Raw genomic sequence first — 20,454 nt, forward strand, 5'->3', positions numbered from 1 at the left:
AAATCGTAGACATAGCCGTCATATTTGCATGGATTGTCTCCAATCCAAAGCGGAACAATATTTCCGGCCAGAGCAAGACGCTCCCCGAACTCAGGAGGACGACCATGTCTGGACTGCACCATGTCACCGCGATCGCCGGCGATCCCATCCGCAATTTTGGCTTCTACACGCGGGATCTGGGCCTGCGCTTCGTCAAGAAAACGGTCAATTTCGACGATCCCGGCACCTATCACTTCTATTATGGCGATGAGACCGGCCGCCCCGGCACCATCCTGACCTTCTTTCCCTGGGCCGGCGTGTCGCCCGGACGCCGCGGCGTCGGCGAGACCCATCAGACCGCCTTCCGCGTGCCGCAGCGCTCGCTCGGCTACTGGACCCAGCGCTTCACCGAGAAGGGCATTGCCTATGAGGCCCTGGAGAAGCGCTTCGGCGAGTCCGTGCTGCCGTTCACCGATCCCGACGGCATGGCGCTCGCGCTGGTCGGCATTCCCGGCGCCGAAGGCGAGCCCGGCTGGAGCAATGGCGACGTGCCGGCCGAGCATGCGATCCGCGGCTTTCACGGCGTGACGCTGCTGCTCGACAGCGCGGCGAAGACCGCCGCCGTCCTCACCGACGTCTTCGGCTTCAAGGAGACCGGCCGCGAGGGCTCGGTGATCCGCTTCAAGGCTGCGGGCGATGCCGAAGGCAGCATCGTCGACATCTACGAGGCCAAGGGATTCTTGCGCGGGCATCAGGGCGGCGGCTCGGTCCATCACATCGCGTTCCGCGCGGCTGACGATGCCGAGCAAGGCAGGATGGCGCAAATGCTCGTGGGCAATCACGGCCTGCATCCGACCGAGCAGAGGGACCGCAACTACTTCCGCTCGATCTACTTCCGCGAGCCCGGCGGCGTGCTGTTCGAGATCGCGACCGACATCCCTGGCTTCGCCGTCGACGAGCCCGTCGCGACGCTGGGGCGCGACCTCAAGCTGCCTGCATTCCTCGAGCAGCACCGCGAGCAGATCGAGGGCGTGCTGCCGAGCCTGGAAGAGACCGTGTCATGACCGAGAGCGCCTTCATCCATCGCTTCGAGCCCGCCACCCGCGCGGGCTCCCCTCCGCTGCTGCTGCTGCACGGCACCGGCGGTGACGAGAACGACCTGCTCGGGCTGGGCAAGATGATCTCGCCCGGCTCGGCCCTGCTGTCGCCGCGCGGCCGCGTGCTCGAGCATGGCATGCCGCGCTTCTTCCGCCGGCTCGCGGAAGGCGTGTTCGACGAGGACGATGTGCGCCGCCGCGCGCATGAGCTCGGCGACTTCGTGAGCGAAGCGCGGCAGCGCTACGGCATCGCCGCGCCTGTCGCGGTCGGCTTCTCCAACGGCGCCAACATCGCCGCCGCGCTGTTGCTGCTGGAGCCGGACGTGCTTGCCGGCACGATCCTGCTGCGCGCGATGGTGCCACTGTCTGATCCGCCAACGACCGGTCTCGCCGGCAAGCCGATCCTGCTGCTGTCCGGTCAGGGCGATCCGATCGTGCCGGCCGACAATTCGGCCAGGCTTGCGGCCCTGCTCTCGCAAGCTGGCGCGAGCGTGACCCACAGGATCCTGCCGGCGGGCCATCAATTGTCGCAAGCCGACCTGACGCTCGCTCGCGACTGGATCGGCAATGTCGAGGCGAAAGCCGCATGAGAGAGGCGGCGCATCGTTTTCCGAACGATGCGCCGCCGCCTTCACTCAGACGGAGGGGTGAATTACCGGACCTCGGTGATTTCCGGTCCAGACGACGGCATCTTCGCGTTGGCTGCCAAGGACCGGTTCGACGGCGATGCCGGGTCCGGCAACCGGAAAGCGGCGTCGGACGGCACGCCCTGGGATGGTCGACGCGCAGCACTCGTCGGAAGCACGATCACTTTCGCGCCGATCTTCACCCGCTCATAGAGGTCGACGACATCCTCATTGGTGAGCCGGATACAGCCGGACGAAACCCGCTTCCCGATCGTATCGGGCTTGTTGGTGCCGTGAATTCTGTATTCAGTGTCGCCCAGATACATCGCCCGGGCGCCGAGCGGGTTGCCGGGGCCACCTGCCATGAACCGCGGCAGGTAAGGCTGACGGGTGACCATCTCCGCGGGCGGATGCCAATCCGGCCATTCTGCCTTGCGGGCCACGGTCTGCTCACCGGACCATGTGAAACCTTCGCGGCCGACACCGATGCCGTAGCGCATCGCCTGCGTCTCGTTCAGGACGAAATAAAGAAACGTGTTCTTGGTATCGATGATCACGGTGCCCGGTGCCTGGCGGCTTGCATAGTCAACCACCTGCCGGACAAAAGCGCCGGGACCGTCAGCGGCTTTTGGTGGCTCGACCAGAGGCGCCGGTGCCGGAATCGGAGCCGGAGGCGGCGCTGCTGCGTGAACCGGAGGTGCCACATAGACCGGAGTTGACGATGCCTGGGCCTGCGGCGCTGACGGCTTCCGTGCCGGCTGCACGCTCGCCGGGCGAGACAGCAAGCCGTAGCCCAATGCGGCCACGGCCACCGCGCCAATTGCAACTCTGGCGGCCATTGGTATCGCGAGCGTCTCCGCCTTCCTGCGTTTGGCCCGCTTGCTCATATGCTTCCCCAGGTCACCATGCCCAACAGAGGTAACCCGGCAAAATTTAAGAAACTTCGAAGCGATTGCGTTCGGATTGAAACCGTCAGCGATGGTTAACGCGGACTCCGGTTCCGCAGCTGAGGAATTGCGAATATCGCTGTTTCGCCCGACGGGACAATGGTCCCCGCGCACCGCCTCGACCATCGAACGCACAACGCGCAAGCCATTGAAATGACTACGCCCGGCTACTGTGCATGGGGTTGTTTTTCAGTTTTTGCTTCGGGCCTGCCAAACGATTGGCCTCTCCGCGACGGGGAGAGGCCAAGATTGAACCGACGCGCTCGCCTTGGTCGCGCTTTCCTACTCCCAGGCCCAGGCCGAGAAATCATTCTCGAACTGCGGGACTTCCTTCCAGACGCCCTTCAGCTTCTTGTTGATGACGGTCGGCCATTGCGGCTGGAACAGGTAGGCGGAGACGGCGTCAGTGGCGAGCATGCGTTGGGCGTCGCCGAGCAGCTTGGCGCGGGCGTCTTGCTCCGGCGTCGACACGATCTGCTTGTAGAGCGCGTTGAACTTCTCGTTGTTGTAGCCGAGATAATAGTCGGGCTCGGTGATCTTGACGAGATCGAACGGCTCGACATGGCTGACGATGGTGAGGTCGAAATTGTGCGGGCCATTGCCGGCGAACACCTGCGACAGCCACTGCGCCCATTCGACGTTCTCGATCTTGGCGACGATGCCGACCTTGGCGAGCTGGGCCGCGACGATCTCGCCGCCCTGCCGCGCATAGGGCGGCGGCGGCAGCTTCAGCGACAGCTCGAGCGGCGTGGTGACGCCGGCTTCAGTGAGCAGCTTCTTGGCCTTCTCGGGGTCGTAGGGATTGACGCCGGTGGTGTCGACATAGCCGAGCGATCCCGGCGTGTAGAAGCTGCCGATCGGCGTGCCGAACCCCTCGACGGCGCCGTCGATCAACGCCTTGCGGTCGATCGCCGCGAGAATGGCGCGGCGAACGCGGACGTCGTCGAGCGGCTTCTTCCGATGATTGATCGCGACGATGGTCTTGGCCCTGGATCCGCCGATCAGCACCGTGAAGCGCGGGTCGCTCTTGAATTGGGCAACGACGCGGGTGGCGATGCGCGGAAACGCGTCGACGTCGTTCGACAGCAGCGCCGCGGCCTGGGCGGCGGGATCGGAGATGAAGCGGATCGTCACCTTCGAGAGCTTGATTGCGGAGGCGTTGCGATAGTCGGCCCATTTGTTGAGCGTGATCGAGGAGCCCTTGGCCCAGGCACCCAGCTGATAGGGTCCGGTCCCGACCGGCTGGGTGACGTTGGTCGCCGCGCTCTTGGGCTCGACGATCGAGCCGCTCGCCTGTCCCAGCAGGAACGGCAGGTTCGGCTCGGAATATTTCAGGGTGATCACGATCGTGTCGGCGTCGGGCGCGTCGACCTTCTCGAACGCCTGGAACAGGCTCTTGTCCTTGTTGGTGCTGGTCGGCGCGGCGTTGCGTTCGAAGGAGAACTTCACCGTCGCGGAATCGAACGGCTCGCCATTGTGGAATTTGACGCCCTTGCGAAGCTTGAACGTGTAGGTCTTCAGATCGGGCGAAGCAGTCCAGCTCTCGGCCAGCAGCGGCGATACCGAGCCGTCCTCGTTGATCTTGGTCAGCGTCTCGTAGATGTTGTAGAGCGTGACCTCGGCGATCGCAGCCGCAGCGGCATTGGTCGGATCGAGCCCCGGCGGCTCCAGCGTCATCCCCATGACGACGCTGTCCTTCTTGCTCTGCGCCAGCACGGGCAAAGGCGCCGCGACGAGCGCAGCCGCTACGGCGACAATCGATAATTTCCTCAACATGCGTAACTCCCCGGCCTGTTCCGTTCTTCAGCCTACGCCAATCCGGCTCCGGACACTAACCTTCCATCGCGACCTGCGGCAACGCCATCACGGCCTCCGCCCTGTGGCAGGCGGCAAGGTGTCCCTCGCCGACCTTGCGTAACGCAGGCAGGGCCTCGCGGCAATGCTGCTCGGCGAGCGGGCAACGCGCGACATAGGGGCATCCGGCCGCCGCCGCCGATTGCGAGGCGATGGCCTGGCCGCCGCGCCGCCGCCGCCGACCGCCGCCGGCACGTGCCCGCGGCACCGCCTCCAGCAGCGCTCGCGTATAGGGATGAGCGCAATGCTCGAAAAGGTCTTCGGGCCGGCCCTGCTCGACGATGCGGCCGAGATACATCACCGCGACCTCGTCGCAGAGATAATCGACGACGGCGAGATCGTGGCTGATCAGGATGTAGCTGAGGCCGAACTGCTCCTGAAGATCCTGCATCAGGTTCAGCACCTGGGCCTGCACGGAGACGTCGAGCGCGGAGACCGGCTCGTCGGCGACGATCAGCTTGGGCTGGGTGATCAGCGCGCGCGCGATGGCGATGCGCTGGCGCTGGCCGCCCGAGAACTCGTGCGGATATTTCTCCATGTCGGCATCGCGCAAGCCGACCTGGCGCAGCGCGGCGGCGACGCGGTCGCGGAACGTGGAGCGGTCGGCTCCCTCCAGCACGGTGAGCGGCTCGGCCACGATGCGCGCGATGGTCTGGCGCGGATCGAGCGAGCCGTAGGGATCCTGGAACACCATCTGGAAATCGCGGCGGGCGCGGCGCAATTCATCGGCGGGGATGCGGTTGAGATCTCGCCCAAGCAGCGCGACCTGTCCCGACGTCGGCCGCTCCAGCGCCATCACCAGCCGCGCGAAGGTCGACTTGCCCGAGCCGGATTCGCCGACGACGCCGAGGCTCTTGCCCGCGGCCACCTGCACGCTGACACCATTGAGCGCACGCACCTGGCCCGGCGCACGAAACAGGCTTTCCCGCGGCAGCGCATAGCGCTGTTCGAGATCCTTCACGTCGAGAAGCGGAGCGGCGGTCATGCGGTCAGCGCTCCGACACGTTCTGCCATCGACACGTCGGTCCTGATGCAGCGCACGCCATGGCGCGGTCCGACCTCCACCATCGGCGGCAGTGCGGCGCGACACGCATCGATCACCAGCGGACAGCGGTCGGAGAAGGTGCACCCCGTTGGCAGATCGGCCAGCTCCGGCACCGTGCCCGATATCGTCTGCAGCCGCGTCCCCTTGCGTGCGCCGAGCTTCGGCCGCGCGCGGAACAGGCCCTGCGTGTAGGGATGGCCCATGCGGCGGAAGACCTCGTCGGTCGGTCCGCTCTCGACGACGGCGCCGCCATACATCACCATCATGCGCTGCACGTTCTCGGCAATGACACCGAGATCGTGCGAGATCAGGATCATCGACATGCCGCGCTCCTCGACGAGATCGGCAATGAGGTCGAGGATCTGTCCCTGGATGGTGACGTCGAGCGCGGTGGTCGGCTCGTCCGCGATCAAGAGGTCCGGCTCGCAGGCGAGCGCCATCGCGATGGTGATGCGCTGGCGCTGGCCGCCGGAAAACTGGTGCGGATAGGCATCGACGCGCCGCGCCGGATCGGGCAGTCCGACGCGGTCGAGCAAGGCGATCGTCTCTCTGCGCGCCTGCGCCGCCGAGTATGTCTTGTGCCGCCGCAGCGGCTCGGCGACCTGATCGCCGATCGTGTGCATCGGGTTGAGCGCGGTCATCGGCTCCTGGAAGATCATGCTGATACGGTTGCCGCGCAGGCGGCAATAATCCGCATCCGGCAATCCCACGAGCTCGTGGCCGTCGAGCTTGATGCTGCCCGAGACCACGGCGCTATCTGGCAGCAGTCCCATCAGCGACATTGCGGTGATCGACTTGCCGCAACCGGACCTCGCCGACGAGCCCGAGCGTCTCGCCGCGCTTCAGCGAGAAGCTGAGGCCCCGTACGGCCTGCGCCGGCCCGCGACTGGTGTTGAGGCGGACGCCGAGATTCTCAACTTCGATCAGCGGCATGTCGGAGCGCTCGGTCATGGTCATCGCTCGCGCGCCAATCTGGGATCGAGCAGGTCGCGCAAGCCGTCCCCGAGCAGATTGAGGCCCAGCACCGCGATCGCGATCGCCGCGCCCGGATAGACCGCGAGCATCGGCGATTGGAACAGCAGGGTCTGCGCATCGTTCAACATCCGTCCCCAGGACGGCTGCGGCGGCTGCGTGCCGAGACCGAGATAGGACAGCGCCGCTTCGGCCAGAATGGCGAGCGCGAACTGGATGGTGACCTGCACGATCAGGATCGACAGGATATTCGGCAGCACGTGCTCGATGGTGATGCGGAAGCGCCCCTTGCCCGCGGCGCGCGCGGCCAGCACGAATTCGCGGGCCCAGATCGCATTGGCCGAGCCCCGCGTCAGCCGCGTCAACGTCGGGATCTGGAAGATGCCGATCGCGACGATCGAGGTGACCATGCCCGGCCCCGCCACCGCGGCGAGCATGATCGCGGACAGCACGGCCGGAAAGGCGAAGGTGAAGTCGGAGAAGCGCATGATGATCTCTTCGGTCCAGCCGCGCCGCGCCGAAGCGATCAGGCCGAGCGTGACGCCGAAGGTGAGACCGATGCCGACCGCGATGATTCCGACCATGATGGTGGAGCGGGCGCCGGCGAGCAGCAGCGAGACGATGTCGCGGCCGAAGGAATCGGTGCCGAGCCAATGCGCCGCCGACGGCGGCCGCAGCTTCGAGGCGATGTCGATCTCGTAAGGCGACCACGGCGTCCACACCAGCGACAGGAGTGCCGAGACGAGCACGAGAAGGCTCAACGTGCCGCCGAGGACGAAGCTGCGGTGGCGCAGCGCACGGCGCCAGAAGGTCCGGGCCGGCAGCGGCCTCGTGGCGAGCGGCGCGTCGATGGTCATGGGCGCGCTCACAGGTCGTGGACCTTGATGCGGGGATCGATGAAGGCGTAGAGCACGTCGACCACGAAATTGACGATGACGACCATGGTCGCAAGCAGCATCACACAATTGCGCACCACGATCAGGTCGCGGTTGGCGATCGACTGGAAGATCAGGCGGCCGAGACCCGGCAGGTAGAACACGTTCTCGATCACAATGGTGCCAGCCAGCAGATTGGCGAATTGCAGGCCCATCACCGTCATCACGGGAATCATGGCGTTGCGCAGCACATGACTCCACAGCACCTCGCGCTTGCCGAGCCCTTTGGCGCGCGCGGTACGGACGAAATCCTCGCGCAGCACCTCGAGCACGGCGGAGCGCGTGACGCGCGCCAGAATCGCGGCCTGCACCACCGCGAGCGAGATCGCCGGCAGCAGCAGTGACTTGAAGCCCAGCCAGATGCCGTCTTCCCAGCCGGCAAAGCCGCCCGCCGAGAGCCATTGCAGCCGCACGGAGAACAACAGCACCAGCAGGATCGCAAACCAGAAATTGGGCAGCGCGATGCCGATTTGCGTCAGCGACATCACGCCGACGTCGCCGAGCTTGTTGTGGTTGGCGGCGGTATAGATGCCGGCCGAGAGCGCCAGCGTCACCGTGATTGCCATGGCCATGATCGCGAGCGGAACGGTCAGCAGCAGCCGCTCCCCGATCAGGCTGGCGACCGGCGTGCCATAGACATAGGAATTGCCGAGATCGGCGGAGAGAAGTCCCTCGATCCATTGCAGATAGCGAACCGCCAGGGGCTGGTCGAGACCGAGCTTGATGGTGAGCGCGCGCACCGCGTCCGGCGAGGCATCGGCGCCCATCAGCATCTGCGCGGCATTGCCGGGAAGTGCGTCGAGCACAAGGAAGATGATCAGCGATGCGCCGATCAGCGTCGCCAGCAAGGTCACCAGACGTCGGAGGACAAATACGCTCATGCGCGCTCGGCTTCAGGGCTCAGCTGCGGCACGATCAACATGTCCGGACGAGAGAGGCAAGCCTTTTGCTGCGGGGGCATGTCGTCATTCCGGCCAGCGGGACAGAAGGCCTGCGGAGGCCTCGAACAATGCGCTGATGCGCAGCAGCTCCGCATCCGCGCGGAAGCGGCCGACCAGCTGCAGCCCGATCGGCAAGCCGTCACGGCCGAAGCCTGAGGGCAGGCTGATGGCGGGATGGCCGGTCATGTTGAACGGCATGGTCCAGGGGAACCAATGCGGCCGGACGCTGTCGAAATGCCGACCGTCGATCTCGATGGTGCCGAACAGGTCCTGGCCGATCGGCAGCGCGGTCCGCGTCAGGGTCGGCATCGCCAGCAGGTGTCCGCGCGCAAGCAACGATTGCACCCGGCGGAACAGTGCGGTGCGCGCGAACATCGCCTCCTGGTAGTCGACGCCGCTGACCTCGGTGGCGAGTGCGAGCTGCTTGAGGAAAGCCTCGCTCAGCACGTCCTTGTGCTCCGCGGCGAGCTTGGCAAAGCGCGTGCGCCAGACCGTGTGGTTAATGGCGCGCCAGATCGGCTCGATGTCGAAACCGTCGCCCGAGAATTCCTCGAGCTCGGCCCCCAGCCCTGCCAGCCGGTCGAGGCTCGCCTTGAAATTGGCGGCGACCTCCGCGGACACCGGACGGCCCGGCGGCGTCAGGCAGTACAGGATCCTGAGCCCGCGCAGATCGCCGCGCGGGGCGGCGCTGCCGATGAAGTCAGGCACGGGCACGCCGATCGACCAGGGATCACAGGCGTCCTCCCCCGCCATCGCCTGCATCATCAGCGCGGTGTCGGCGACGGTGCGCGTCGTGGGTGTGACATAGGTCTGGTTGCCGAAAACATCCAACGCCTGGCTGTGCGGGATGATGCCGTTGCTCTGCTTCAGGCCGACTACGCCGTTGCAAGCGGCGGGAATCCGCGTCGAGCCGCCGCCATCGGTCGCAATCGCAAGCGGTGCGATGCCGCTGGCGACCGCAACCGCCGCGCCGCCGCTGGAGCCGCCGGAGGAGCGGCACGCGTCCCAGGCGTTGCGGGTCCGGCCGAACAGCGGCGAATCCGTCAGGCACTTGCTGCCGAATTCCGGCGTGGTGGTCTTGCCGATCAGGATCGCGCCTTCGCTGCGCAGCCGCGCCACCGCGACGGCGTCCTCGGTCGGCACGTTGTCCTTGTAGGGAACGGCGCCGAACGTGGTCCTGACGCCCCTGGTGTTGACGATGTCCTTGACGGTGACCGGGATGCCGTGCAGCAGACCGAGCGGCTCACCGGCCATCAGCTTGCGCTCGGCCGCGCGCGCCCGCGCCATCGCCTCCTCGCCACAGAGCGTGATGAAACAGTTCAACTCGGGTTGAAGCGCCTCGGCGCGCGCGAGCACGGCACGGACGATCTCGACCGGCGAAATCCGCTTTGCGGCGATCAGGCCGCGCAGCTCGGTTGCGGACAAGAGACAGGGGTCGCCGTTGATCGCCACATCACGCTCCGAAGTGGGCCGCCGTTGGCCCGAGGACATTGACAGCGAGAATGACAGTTTTGTTAACTCGCCGTCCAATACGATTTTAATCGTCAACCCATACGTTTTCGGTATGCCAATGGATCTTCGCCGGCTCCGCTATTTCGTCGCCGTCGCCGAGGCGCGCAGCATCGGCAAGGCCGCCGAGCGGCTACGGATGGCGCAGCCGCCACTTTCCGTCCAGATCCGCAAGCTCGAGGCCGAGATCGGCGCGCCGCTGTTCCGCCGCGGCACCCGTGGCATGGACCTGACCGAGGCCGGCCAGGCGCTGCTGGCTCGCGCGAGCGAGGCGCTGGCGCTGGCCGTCGACGGCGCCGAAGCCGCGCGCGCGGTCGCCGCCGGCAAGCGCGGGCGGCTCTCGGTCGGCTACATGTTCGTGCTGGCGAATGCGATGTTGCCCTCTCTGATTCCGGAGCTGCGGCGATCCATTCCGGGCATCGATCTCGACTTCGCCGAGCTCAGCGCATCGACGCGCGAGGCCCGGCTGCTCGATCGCAGCGTCACGGTCGCGCTGTGCATGCCGGCCATCAACCATCCCGAGATCCAGGTGGCGCGGATCGGGGCACAGCCATTCATGCTGGCAATGCCGATCCGCTCGCCGCTCGCACGGCTCAGTGCGGTGCCGATGGAGCGGTTGCAGGGCCGCCCGCTGATCGCGTTGCCGCCGCCGGAGCAGGATCCGGCCTCCTCCGCAGTCGCGGCCCTGCTGCGTCGGCATCAGATCGTGATGCCGATCGCGAGCCGGGTGGAGACGGTGCATTCGGCGATGAGCCTGGTTCTCGCCGGCGAAGGTTTTGCGATCGTGCCGGCCTGCGCCAAGCTCGGCGCGCCACACGGCATCGTGTTCAGGCCGCTGCGCGATGCAGCCGATTCCATCGACATCGCGGTGTGCTGGCGACGGGATTCCCAGAGCCCGCTGATCTCCAGATTTCTCAAATGCGCCGAGAAGGCCGTCGCACGAATGTGAGGCAGCGCTACCAGCTCCACTTGACCTCGTGGCTCCACGGCGGATCGGCGCCGGGGCGAGTGCAGGTCAGGCCGGCGCAATTGGCGGCAAAGGACAGCGCGCGGCGGAGCTCGTCGACACTGATGTCCTTCAATGCTTCCCGCGCCATGCGTCCCTGCTTGTGCAGGGCAAACAGCAGCGCCGCCTGAAAGCTGTCGCCCGCGCCGATCGTGTCGGCAACATCGACCTTGGGTGCTTCGACCTCGATCTGCCCTGCCCCCGCGTGCCAGGCGATCGCGCCATGATTGCCGCGGGTGATGACGATGAGGCTGGAGCCTTGCCCGAGCAGCACGCGCGCGCGCTGCGGATACGGCTCCTCGCCGAAGAGATAATCGAAGTCGACGTCCGACATCTTGATGAGATCGGCTTGGTTCGCGAACTCCGCCATGCGCGCGAGATAGGCCGGCTTGTCCTTGACCAGATTGGGCCGGCAATTCGGATCGAAGGAGATCGTCGAGGTCGCCCGCGCGTCCGCGATCAGGGCCTTGGTCTCGGCCGCGCCCTGATCATTGACCAGGGTGGTCGAGCCGACATGGACGGCCTCGATCGTGTCGAAGCGAATGGACCCACGCCGGTAGGTCCAGTTCCGCGTCGCGGTCTCGGCATCGTAGAAGGCGTAGTGCGACTCGCCGGCGACGATACGGACGAAGGCGAGCGTGGTCTGATGATCGCTGCGGGTCGCGAGATCGAGATCGACGTGAGAGGCCGTAGCATGATCTGCGATCATCCGCCCGAACAGATCGGTCGAGATGCCGCCGACGAAGCCGGCCGGCGCGCCCAGCCGCGCCATGCCGATCGCGACATTGAGGCAGGAGCCTCCGACGGCCGGCATCACCGCCTCGCGCCCCTCGGCGGTTCGCGTCGGCACGAAATCGATCAGCGCATCGCCGCAAGCAATCAGCATGTCCTTCAACCTCTCGCGATGCCGCTCATCGCCGCGCGACTGCCGCGATCGAGCTCGCGCAGCAGCTTGTAGACCTCGCGCTTGCGGGTGTGAAACGCCGCCATGTCGGGCGCGGTCGGCTCGCTCTTCCGTCCCAGCGCCGACATCCTGGCCATGGTCTCGCCGATCGACGCATAGGCCCCGCCGGCCACCGCCCCCAGCATCGCGGCACCGAGCAGCACCGGCTCCTTCGTCTGCGGCAGCGCGACGGTGAGCCCCGTCGTGTCGGCCATGATCTGCCGTACCAGCGGGCTGCGGCTGGCGCCGCCGCCCATGATCATCATGCGGGCGCGCACGCCATGCGCGGCAAAGGCCTCGATCACCTCGGCGAGCCCATAGGCGAGCCCGCACAGGCCGGCGACGAACAGCCGCTCCATCGAGGCGATGTCGGTGTCGAGATCGAGGCCGGCAATCACCGCGCGCGTATCCGGATCGGCGTGGGGCGAGCGGTTGCCGATGAACTCAGGCAGGACATGGATATTGCGGGCGAGCAGCGCGGCGCGGCTGGCATCGCCGGCACGTGCGATGATCCGGCGCTCGAGGAAGTCGATGAGGTCGAGCCCCTCGCCGCGCGCCGCCGCGCTGGCCTCGGCATGGGCCGGATGCGACTTGAGCAGATGGTCGATCGCCGCGCCCGCGGCGGACTGACCGCCCTCGTTGAGCCAGAAGTCCGGGACCATGCCGGAGTAATAGGGTCCCCACACCCCCGGCACGAAGCACGGCTCCTTGGTCGTCGCCATGATGCAGGCCGACGTCCCCATGATGTAGGCGAGCCGGTCGCAGACATCGCTGTCCCCACCCGAGCCGTTGCGGCCACCGATCGCGCCGATGCCGCCGGCATGGGCGTCGATCAGCGAGGCACCGACCGGTGTGCCCGGCGACAGGCCGAGCTCCGCCGCGGCCGTGCGGGTCAGACCGCTGCCGAGCCGCGTGCCGGGAGCAACGATCTCGGTGCCGATGCGGGCGTATGTCTCGTTCACGAAGTCCGACAGGCCGATACGCTTGAAGAATTGCGTGCTCCAGCCGCCGCCATCATGGGCCAGATAGTTCCATTTGCAGGTGACGGTGCAGGTTGAGCGCTGCAGCGAGCCGGTCGCGCGCCAAGTCAGATAATCCGCCAGGTCGAAGAAGTGGCCGGCTGCGTCGAAGCTGCCACGAAGGTGCCGCTTCAGCCATAGCAGCTTCGGCATCTCCATCTCTGGCGAGATCGAGCCGCCGACATAGCGAAGCACGGCATCTTCGGTCTCGTTGATCAGCCGTGCCTCGGCAATGGCACGATGATCCATCCAGACGATGACATTGCGCTGCGCCTCGCCGGTCGCGCTGACGGTGAGCGGCTCGCCCTGTTTGTCGAGGACAACCAGCGAACACGTGGCGTCAAAGCCGATGCCGCCGACGCTGTCGGGCGCAATGCTCACTTGCGCCATCGCCGCTCGCACCGACGTCGTGCAGGCCTCCCAGATGTCCTGAGACGACTGCTCGACGATGTCGCCGGCCTCGTGCCAGATGCGGATCGGATGCCGCGCGGTCGCAAGCAGGTCTCCGGCCTCGTCAAACACCCCCGCCCGCGCGCTGGTGGTCCCTACGTCGACGCCGATATACGCTCGCGGCATTGTCGCTCCCGGTCGCTTTCCGTCGCTTTTAACGGTCAGCCTACCAGCAAGTGTACCCGCCATCCACCAGCACGATGCTGCCGGTCATCAGGCTCGCGGCCTCCGAGGAGAGGAACAGCACGACGGAGGCGATCTCCTCGACCTGCCCCATCCGCGCCATCGGAGTTCCACCGATCCAGGCGTCGTACATCTGGGCATTGCTCTTCACGAAGGCGTTGAGCGGCGTCTCGATATAGGTCGGCGCCACCGCATTGACGCGGATGCCGCGCGCGCCCCATTCAGCGGCCAACGATTTGGTCAGGTGATGCACCGCCGCCTTGGAGGCGTTGTAGAAGCACTGCTCCTGCGGCTTGTTGACGATGAAGCCGGACATCGAGCCGACATTGACGATGGCGCCGCTTTTCGCCTTCAGCATGTGCTTGCCGAATTCGCGGCAGCACCAGAACGTGCCGTTGAGATTGACGTCGATGACGTTGAGCCAGTGCTCGTCGGTGACGGTTTCGGCCGGGGTTTCGCTGCGGGCGATTCCGGCATTGTTGACGAGAATGTCGACCTTGCCGTGGCGGGCGACGAGGTCGTTCGCGACTTCCGCCACCCGCTTGGTATCGGTCACGTCCATGACCGCGGTCTCGATGTTGAAGCCCTTGTCTTCAGGCTGGCCTTGGCGCTGTCGGCGACCTTGCCGTCGCGGTCGCCGATGATCACCCTGGCGCCGGCTTCAGCCAGCGCTTCCGCGCAGCCAAGGCCGATGCCCTGCCCGCCACCGGTGATGAACGCGGTCTTGCCGTCCAGCTTGAATTTTTCCAGGTACATGGCGGTGTTTCCGTTGTCTTGACGTTTCTTGTCAGCGTCGAAGCGCGTTGCCGGCCTCGTCGAAGCGGTGGATGCGCGCAGGGTCCGGCAACAGCGAGACGCGGTCGCCGGCGTGCAGGCTCAATTCCCCGACATGGCGCGCCGTCAGCATGCCGAGCGCGCCGGCATCGACATAAAGAAAGGTGTCGCTGCCGAGATGCTCGGCGACCGCGATCGTGCCCAGCCAGCCGCCGGCGCCGTCGCGCTCGATCTTGAGGTGCTCCGGCCGTACGCCGATCGTGGTCGCGCGCTGCTGCGCAGCGAGCTCGCCGGTGACGAAATTCATCCTGGGCGAGCCGATGAAGCCGGCAACGAAGAGATTGGCCGGCCGCTCGTAGAGCTCCAGCGGCGAGCCATATTGCTCGATCTTGCCGCCGTTGAGCACGACGATCTTGTCGGCCATGGTCATGGCCTCGACCTGGTCATGCGTGACGTAGATCGCGGTGGTGCCGAGCTGCTTCTGCAGCCTGGTCACCTCGATGCGCATCTGCACGCGCAGCGCGGCATCGAGGTTGGAGAGGGGCTCGTCGAACAGGAAGGCCTTGGGCTCGCGCACGATGGCGCGGCCGATCGCGACGCGCTGGCGCTGGCCGCCGGAGAGCTCGCGCGGCTTGCGGTCGAGATAGGGCGTGAGGTTCAGCGTCGCGGCGGCGGCCTCGACCTTGCGGTTGATCTCGTCCTTGGCAAGGCCGGCCATCTTCAGGCCGAAGCCGATATTGCCGCGCACGCTCATATGCGGATAGAGCGCGTAGGACTGAAACACCATCGACAGCCCGCGCTTGGCGGGCGGCGTGTCGACGACGTTCTTGCCGTCGATCAGGATCCTGCCGCCGGAGACGTCTTCGAGCCCGGCAATCAACCGCAGCAAGGTCGTCTTGCCGCAACCGGACGGGCCGACGAAGACCACGAAGGAGCCGTCGGCGATGTCGAGGTCGGCGCCCTTGATGATGTGCACGGGGCCGAACGATTTCTGCACGCCTTGAAGTGTGATTTGACCCATGTCCGGCAGCCCCCCTACTTCACCGCGCCAAAGGTGAGCCCGCGCACGAGCTGCTTCTGGCTGAACCAACCGAGGACGAGAATGGGCGCGATCGCCATCGTCGAGGCCGCCGACAGCTTTGCCCAGAACAGCCCTTCCGGGCTCGAATAGGAGGCAATGAACGTGGTCAGCGGCGCCGCGTTCGAGGTCGACAAATTGAGCGTCCAGAACGCCTCGTTCCAGGCGAGGATCAGGTTCAGCAGCATCGTGGACGCCAGCCCCGGGATCGCCATCGGCGTCAGCACGTAGACCAGCTCGCGGCCGATGGTGGCGCCGTCCATGCGCGCGGCTTCGAGAATGTCGCGCGGGATCTCCTTGAAATAGGTGAAGAGCATCCAGATGACGATCGGCAGATTGCCGAGGCACAGGATGAAGACGAGGCCAATGCGGGAATCCAGCAGACCGAACGACTTGTAGATCAGGTAGATCGGCACCAAGACGCCGACCGGCGGCATCATCTTGGTCGAGAGCATCCAGAGTAAGATGTCCTTGGTGCGCTTGGTCGGCGAGAACGCCATCGACCAGGCCGCGGGAATGGCGATCAAGAGAGCGATGAGCGTCGAGCCGCCGGCGATGACGATCGAGTTCATCGCGTGGTGAAAATAGTCGCTGCGCTCCTGGACGGTGGCATAGTTTTCCGTGGTCCAGTGGAAGAACAGAAAGGACGGTGGAATGGCAAAGGCCTCGAGCTCGGTCTTGAAGCTCGTCAGCATCATCCACAGGATCGGGAAGAAGATCAGGAAGCCGAAGAACCACGCTCCGATCGTCGAGACCACCACCCGCCGCGTCGTCGCCATCCGCGCCATGTTTCAAGCCTCCAGATTGCGGCCGACGATGCGGACGAGGAAGAAGGCGACGACGTTGGCGATCACCACGGCGACGAGGCCGCCCGCCGAGGCGGTGCCGACGTCGAACTGGATCAGCGCCTGCGAATAGATCAGGAAGGCGATGTTGGTGGTTTGCAGGCCCGGCCCTCCCCCGGTGGTGACGAAAATCTCGGCAAACACCGTCAGCAGGAAGATGGTCTCGATCAGGATCACCACCGTGATGGGACGCGCCAGATGCGGCAGCGTGATGTAGATGAAGGTCGATACCGCGGGGGCGCCGTCCATTTCGGCGGCCTCCTTCTGCTCTTCGTCGAGCGATTGCAGCGCGGTGAGCAGGATCAGCGTCGCGAACGGCAGCCATTGCCAGGTCACGATCAGGATCACCGCAAAGAGCGGCACATCGTTGAACCAGTCGATCGGCGTCAGGCCGAACAACGAGGCGAGCCAGGCGAACAGGCCGGACACCGGATGCATCAACAGGTTCTTCCAGACCAGCGCGCTGACCGTCGGCATCACGAAGAACGGCGCGATCACCATCAGCCGCACGAAATTGCGCCCGATCACCGGCTGGTCCATCAACAGCGCGAGCGGAATGCCGAGCAGGATCGTCAGCGCGAGCACTGAGCCGACCAGCACCAGCGTGTTCCGAAGCGAGGCCAGGAAGGCGGGATCGGTGAGGAAGTAGCGGAAGTTCTCCAGGCCCACGAACGACTCGGAGCCGGGATCGAGCAGGCTGTAATGCAGGGTCGAGAAATAGATCGTCAGCGCCAGCGGAACGATCATCCAGATGAAGAGCAGCCCGACCGCAGGCGTCAGGAGCGAGCGCGCAAGGAGCTGCGTCTGCCGGGTTGCCATGCCTGACTTCTCCTTTAGAGCGTTTTCGAGCGAAGCGGCGACCGGTTCGCGGGAAAAAAGCGCGTCAGAATGAAACCTCGGAAAGAAGGCGGCCATCCATCCGGGGATCGGCGGATGGCCCCAAGTCGGAGCTCAGGAGGTCGAGCTCGGGTTCACTTGATGTAGCCGGCGCGCTTCATTTCGCGCTCGGTCGCCGATTGCGCCGCAGTCAGCGCGGCATCGACCGTCATCGAGCCCGCCAGCGCGGCGGAGAATTGCTGGCCGACCTGGGTGCCGATGCCCTGGAATTCGGGAATCGCGGCGTATTGCACCCCGACATAAGGCACCGGCTTCACCGTCGGCTTGTTCGGATCGGCCGCGTCAATCGAGGCCAGCGTCAGCTTGGCGAACGGGGCGACCTTCAGATAGTCGGGGTTCTGGTAGAGCGAGGTGCGTGTGCCCGGCGGCACGTTGGCCCAGCCGTCCTTCGAGGCGACGAGCTTGGTGTAGTCCTTGCTGGTCGCCCAGGCGATGAACTTCTCGGCAGCCTCCGTCTTCTTGGAGCCGGCGGGGATCGCGAGATTCCAGGCCCACAGCCAGTTGGCGTTCTTGCCGAGGCCGGTGTTGGGAGCCAGCGCGAAACCGACCTTGTCCGCGACCTTGGAGTCCTTCGGGTTGGTGACGAAGGATGCCGCGACGGTGGCGTCGATCCACATCGCGCACTTGCCGGCGTTGAACAGCACCAGATTCTCGTTGAAGCCGTTGGAGCTCGCACCGGGCGGGCCGGCGTCCTTCATGAGATTGACGTAGGTCGTCAGCGTCGTCTTCCATTCCGGCGTGTTGAACTGGGGTTGCCACTTCTCGTCGAACCAGCGCGCTCCGTAGGAATTGGCCATGGCCGAAAGAAACGCCATGTTCTCGCCCCAGCCGGCCTTGCCGCGGAGGCAGATGCCGTAGGTGCCTGCACCCTTGTCGGTGAGCTTCTTGGCGGCATCGACCACGAAATCCCAGGTCGGCTTTTCCGGCATCTTCAGGCCGGCCTTCTCGAACAGATCGGTGCGATACATCACCATCGAGCTCTCGCCATAGAACGGCGCGGCGTAGAGCTTGCCGTCGACGGAGACCGCATCCTTGATCCTGGGCAGGAGGTCGGCGACGTCGTAATCACCGCCGAGATTGGCGAGCGGCACCAGCCAGCCCTTCTTGGCCCAGATCGGCACCTCGTAGGTGCCGATGGTGAGCACGTCGAATTGACCGCCCTTGGTGGCGATGTCGGTGGTGACGCGCTGGCGCAGCACGTTCTCCTCCAGCGTCACCCATTTCACCGTGATGTCGGGGTTCTTCTTGGTGAACTCGCTCGTCAGCCCCTGCATGCGGATCATGTCGCCGTTGTTGACGGTGGCGATCGTCAGGGTCGTTTCGGCCATCGCGGGAACGGCCAGCAAAAGTGCAGATGCGCCGCAGACGGCGCCCAGGACGAGCTTCACGGTGACCTCCCCTCAATCGCGTTTGAGCATATGCCCACGCGTTGGGCGTATGTTCAACTCAAGCAAAGAGGATTGTCAAGCAGGCGCGCGCGCGTTCCCGCAACTAACTTATGAGTGCTGCGGTGCGGGAGTGGTGGCAGGTGGATGCCTTGACCCACACTGTCGTGCTCCGCGAAAGCGGGGCACCCAGTACTCCCTGTGGTCAGCTGGTTTGCCCAAGCGGGGGCCGCGGCGTACTGGATCATCCGCTTTCGCGGATGATGACAGCGGAGCAAGTGGCGAGACCGCCCGCCCTACCGCTCCAGAATCGCCCTTGCGGTGGTCTCGTCGGTGATCAGGCCGTTGATCAGCCCCCCGTTCAGGGCGGCCGCGATGGCCGGGACCTTCGCCGCCCCCACAGCGGCACCGATCGTCGTTGTCTTCGCCGGCACCTCCGGCGGAATGCTGGTGAGGCGCTTGTTGGTGCCGGCCTTGAGCAGACGTCCCTTGGAATCATAGGCCCAGCCGGTGATCTCGCCGATGGCGCCGAGCCGCATCATCTCGAACAATTCGTCGCGGGTGACGAAGCCGTCGATGTGAACCTGCGCCCTCTGGTCCATCTGCCCGATGCCGACAAGGCGCAAATCCGCCTTGGCCGCGACCGCTTTCACCCTGGCGATCGGCTCGATGCGGACCATCTTGTTGCGCTCGTCCTCGGACGACATCAGGAACGGCAGCGGCATCGGATAGTGCCGCGCTCCGGTGCGGTCGGCGAGCCGGCCGACGGTGTCGTAGAAACTCGCCGAACCGTCGGCGGAGATGTTGCCGACCAGCGAGACGATCTGGTGATTGGGCCGGTCGATCGGGGTGACGCGCTCGACCGCGGCGCGCACGGCGCGGCCGGTGCCGAGCGCCACGATCACAGGCGTCTCCGAACGCAGCGTCGCATCGAGCAGATTGGCGCAGCGCTCCGCGATGCCTGCGGTAGCCTGGGGAGCAGCCGGATCGGCCGGCACCACCTCGCAATGGACGAGCTCGAACCGCTGCTTCAGACGCGCGGCAAGTTCCATGCAGGCGGCGATGGGATGCTCGAGCCGGAAGGTGATGAGGCGCTCGGCAAGGCACAGCGACACCAGCCGCTGTGCCGAGGCCCGCGAGACCTGCAGCATCTTTGCGATCTCGTCCTGGGTGTGACCGGCGATGAAATAAAGCCAGCCGGCGCGCGCGGCATCGTCGAGTCGCGACTTGTCGTTGTCGGCGGCCATGCGGCCCTCACGCCTCCCAGAAATCGCCCATGCGCGCGAAGACCCGGTCGGCCCCCGCGCCGGACAATATAGCCTGCCCGTCACGGCCGCGGTAATGGCTGCCGCCGACAAATCCCCAGACCGTCATGCCGGCCGCCTTGCCTGCGGCAACGCCGCTGACGCTGTCCTCGATCACCAGCGTGCGCGCAGGCCGCACTCCCATCCTCTCCGCCGCGAGCAGGAAGAGATCCGGCGCCGGCTTGCCGTGCCTGACCATTTGCGCGGTGTAGATCCGCTCGCCGAAATACGCCCGCAGGCCGGTGACATCGAGGAGAGCGCGACGCGGTCGAAATCGCTGGACGAGGCGACGCAAAACGGCACCGACAAGTCGGACATCACACCGGCAATGCCGGGGATCGGCTGAAGACAAGCTGCAAAAGTCGACAGCACTTGCGACTTCAGGCGCGGCAGAAAGCTCTCCGGCACGATCTGTCCCAGACTACGATAATGCTGCTCGATCGCCTTGGTGCTGCGGCCGAGAAAGAGCCTCGAGCGCCTGCTGCTGGCTGAGCGCGATATCAAACTCGGCCAGCACCTCGGACAAGCACCGGCAGCTCAATAGCTCGCTGTCGACGAGCACGCCGTCGCAATCGAAGATGATCAGTTCGGGTCCCGGCCGGTCCTGCTCCATCCCGCCATTCGATCATATACCCAGAGTGTGAGCAATAGCTCACAGGAAGTCG

The 20,454-nt window shown here is 65.7% G+C and carries 16 protein-coding genes and 3 pseudogenes; 3 read left to right on the top strand and 16 right to left on the bottom strand.

Translation table 11 applies throughout. From position 1 onward, the window contains the following. Positions 1-104: 104 nt before the first annotated feature. Both ACETMP_RS11695 and ACETMP_RS11700 read left to right on the top strand, forming a co-directional pair. Positions 105-1,043 carry a ring-cleaving dioxygenase gene (locus ACETMP_RS11695; RefSeq protein ID WP_375161066.1) on the top strand — a complete coding sequence of 313 codons (939 nt, stop codon included), beginning with the start codon at positions 105-107 and terminating at the stop codon, positions 1,041-1,043. Continuing rightward, positions 1,040-1,666: an alpha/beta hydrolase gene (locus tag ACETMP_RS11700; RefSeq protein ID WP_375161067.1), complete on the top strand. Its 627-nt coding sequence runs from the start codon at positions 1,040-1,042 to the stop codon at positions 1,664-1,666. The genes ACETMP_RS11695 and ACETMP_RS11700 overlap by 4 nt, the downstream gene beginning before the upstream one ends. 62 nt (positions 1,667-1,728) lie before the next feature. On the opposite strand, the gene ACETMP_RS11705 is transcribed toward ACETMP_RS11700, so the two are convergent. The 7 genes and pseudogenes from ACETMP_RS11705 to ACETMP_RS11735 form a co-directional block, all read right to left on the bottom strand. Beyond that, positions 1,729-2,589 carry a L,D-transpeptidase gene (locus ACETMP_RS11705; RefSeq protein ID WP_375161889.1) on the bottom strand — a complete coding sequence of 287 codons (861 nt, stop codon included), beginning with the start codon at positions 2,587-2,589 and terminating at the stop codon, positions 1,729-1,731. Positions 2,590-2,931: 342 nt separating this feature from the next. Further along, positions 2,932-4,425 (bottom strand): ABC transporter substrate-binding protein, encoded by a 1,494-nt coding sequence (locus ACETMP_RS11710; protein ID WP_375161068.1) that lies wholly within the window; start codon positions 4,423-4,425, stop codon positions 2,932-2,934. 55 nt (positions 4,426-4,480) lie between these two features. Continuing rightward, positions 4,481-5,488: an ABC transporter ATP-binding protein gene (locus ACETMP_RS11715; protein WP_375161069.1), complete on the bottom strand. Its 1,008-nt coding sequence runs from the start codon at positions 5,486-5,488 to the stop codon at positions 4,481-4,483. Beyond that, a pseudogene (locus ACETMP_RS11720) lies at positions 5,485-6,499 on the bottom strand (ABC transporter ATP-binding protein). Before ACETMP_RS11720 ends, ACETMP_RS11715 begins: the two are co-directional and overlap by 4 nt. 2 nt (positions 6,500-6,501) lie before the next feature. Then, positions 6,502-7,389, bottom strand: a complete 888-nt coding sequence (locus ACETMP_RS11725; RefSeq protein WP_375161070.1) for an ABC transporter permease — start codon at positions 7,387-7,389, stop codon at positions 6,502-6,504. Beyond that, a complete protein-coding gene (locus ACETMP_RS11730; RefSeq protein ID WP_375161071.1) occupies positions 7,386-8,336 on the bottom strand; it encodes an ABC transporter permease in 951 nt (316 codons plus the stop codon). The genes ACETMP_RS11725 and ACETMP_RS11730 overlap by 4 nt, the downstream gene beginning before the upstream one ends. Positions 8,337-8,420: 84 nt before the next feature. Further along, entirely contained in the window at positions 8,421-9,842 is a 1,422-nt protein-coding gene (locus tag ACETMP_RS11735; protein ID WP_375161890.1) for an amidase, read from the bottom strand. Between the two features lie 124 nt (positions 9,843-9,966). Between ACETMP_RS11735 and ACETMP_RS11740 the strand changes: the two genes are divergently transcribed. Further along, positions 9,967-10,854 carry a LysR family transcriptional regulator gene (locus ACETMP_RS11740; protein ID WP_375161891.1) on the top strand — a complete coding sequence of 296 codons (888 nt, stop codon included), beginning with the start codon at positions 9,967-9,969 and terminating at the stop codon, positions 10,852-10,854. Between the two features lie 7 nt (positions 10,855-10,861). Here the strand turns inward: ACETMP_RS11740 and ACETMP_RS11745 are convergent, their stop codons facing one another. The 9 genes and pseudogenes from ACETMP_RS11745 to ACETMP_RS11785 all read right to left on the bottom strand — a co-directional run bounded on the left by ACETMP_RS11745 (position 10,862) and on the right by ACETMP_RS11785 (position 20,402). After that, positions 10,862-11,797 carry a carbohydrate kinase gene (locus tag ACETMP_RS11745; RefSeq protein WP_375161072.1) on the bottom strand — a complete coding sequence of 312 codons (936 nt, stop codon included), beginning with the start codon at positions 11,795-11,797 and terminating at the stop codon, positions 10,862-10,864. A 5-nt stretch (positions 11,798-11,802) separates the two neighbouring features. Next, positions 11,803-13,449 (bottom strand): FGGY-family carbohydrate kinase, encoded by a 1,647-nt coding sequence (locus tag ACETMP_RS11750; protein WP_375161073.1) that lies wholly within the window; start codon positions 13,447-13,449, stop codon positions 11,803-11,805. A 40-nt stretch (positions 13,450-13,489) separates the two neighbouring features. Next, positions 13,490-14,262 (bottom strand): annotated as a pseudogene (locus ACETMP_RS11755) (SDR family NAD(P)-dependent oxidoreductase). Between the two features lie 31 nt (positions 14,263-14,293). Beyond that, on the bottom strand, positions 14,294-15,301 hold the full coding sequence (locus ACETMP_RS11760; RefSeq protein ID WP_375161074.1) for an ABC transporter ATP-binding protein: 1,008 nt from the start codon (positions 15,299-15,301) through the stop codon (positions 14,294-14,296). A gap of 14 nt (positions 15,302-15,315) precedes the next feature. Further along, positions 15,316-16,146 (bottom strand): carbohydrate ABC transporter permease, encoded by an 831-nt coding sequence (locus ACETMP_RS11765; protein ID WP_028135527.1) that lies wholly within the window; start codon positions 16,144-16,146, stop codon positions 15,316-15,318. A gap of 3 nt (positions 16,147-16,149) precedes the next feature. Beyond that, on the bottom strand, positions 16,150-17,022 hold the full coding sequence (locus ACETMP_RS11770; protein WP_375161075.1) for a carbohydrate ABC transporter permease: 873 nt from the start codon (positions 17,020-17,022) through the stop codon (positions 16,150-16,152). A gap of 152 nt (positions 17,023-17,174) precedes the next feature. Beyond that, positions 17,175-18,488 (bottom strand): ABC transporter substrate-binding protein, encoded by a 1,314-nt coding sequence (locus ACETMP_RS11775; protein WP_375161076.1) that lies wholly within the window; start codon positions 18,486-18,488, stop codon positions 17,175-17,177. A 293-nt stretch (positions 18,489-18,781) separates the two neighbouring features. Continuing rightward, entirely contained in the window at positions 18,782-19,732 is a 951-nt protein-coding gene (locus tag ACETMP_RS11780; protein ID WP_375161077.1) for a sugar-binding transcriptional regulator, read from the bottom strand. A gap of 7 nt (positions 19,733-19,739) precedes the next feature. After that, a pseudogene (locus ACETMP_RS11785) lies at positions 19,740-20,402 on the bottom strand (HAD family hydrolase). Between the last annotated feature and the right edge of the window lie 52 nt (positions 20,403-20,454).

The sequence above is a fragment of the Bradyrhizobium dasycarpum genome (genome assembly GCF_042019905.1).
In the GTDB taxonomy this organism is placed as follows: Bacteria; Pseudomonadota; Alphaproteobacteria; order Rhizobiales; family Xanthobacteraceae; genus Bradyrhizobium; species Bradyrhizobium japonicum_B.

Excerpts from the sequence above, each read along its gene's own strand:
- ACETMP_RS11695 (WP_375161066.1), top strand. The coding sequence starts at position 105 with ATGTCTGGACTGCACCATGTCACCGCGATCGCCGGCGATCCCATCCGC.
- ACETMP_RS11700 (WP_375161067.1), top strand. The coding sequence starts at position 1,040 with ATGACCGAGAGCGCCTTCATCCATCGCTTCGAGCCCGCCACCCGCGCG.
- ACETMP_RS11705 (WP_375161889.1), bottom strand. The coding sequence starts at position 2,589 with ATGAGCAAGCGGGCCAAACGCAGGAAGGCGGAGACGCTCGCGATACCA.
- ACETMP_RS11710 (WP_375161068.1), bottom strand. The coding sequence starts at position 4,425 with ATGTTGAGGAAATTATCGATTGTCGCCGTAGCGGCTGCGCTCGTCGCG.
- ACETMP_RS11715 (WP_375161069.1), bottom strand. The coding sequence starts at position 5,488 with ATGACCGCCGCTCCGCTTCTCGACGTGAAGGATCTCGAACAGCGCTAT.
- ACETMP_RS11730 (WP_375161071.1), bottom strand. The coding sequence starts at position 8,336 with ATGAGCGTATTTGTCCTCCGACGTCTGGTGACCTTGCTGGCGACGCTG.
- ACETMP_RS11740 (WP_375161891.1), top strand. The coding sequence starts at position 9,967 with ATGGATCTTCGCCGGCTCCGCTATTTCGTCGCCGTCGCCGAGGCGCGC.
- ACETMP_RS11745 (WP_375161072.1), bottom strand. The coding sequence starts at position 11,797 with ATGCTGATTGCTTGCGGCGATGCGCTGATCGATTTCGTGCCGACGCGA.
- ACETMP_RS11750 (WP_375161073.1), bottom strand. The coding sequence starts at position 13,449 with ATGCCGCGAGCGTATATCGGCGTCGACGTAGGGACCACCAGCGCGCGG.
- ACETMP_RS11760 (WP_375161074.1), bottom strand. The coding sequence starts at position 15,301 with ATGGGTCAAATCACACTTCAAGGCGTGCAGAAATCGTTCGGCCCCGTG.
- ACETMP_RS11765 (WP_028135527.1), bottom strand. The coding sequence starts at position 16,146 with ATGGCGCGGATGGCGACGACGCGGCGGGTGGTGGTCTCGACGATCGGA.
- ACETMP_RS11770 (WP_375161075.1), bottom strand. The coding sequence starts at position 17,022 with ATGGCAACCCGGCAGACGCAGCTCCTTGCGCGCTCGCTCCTGACGCCT.
- ACETMP_RS11780 (WP_375161077.1), bottom strand. The coding sequence starts at position 19,732 with ATGGCCGCCGACAACGACAAGTCGCGACTCGACGATGCCGCGCGCGCC.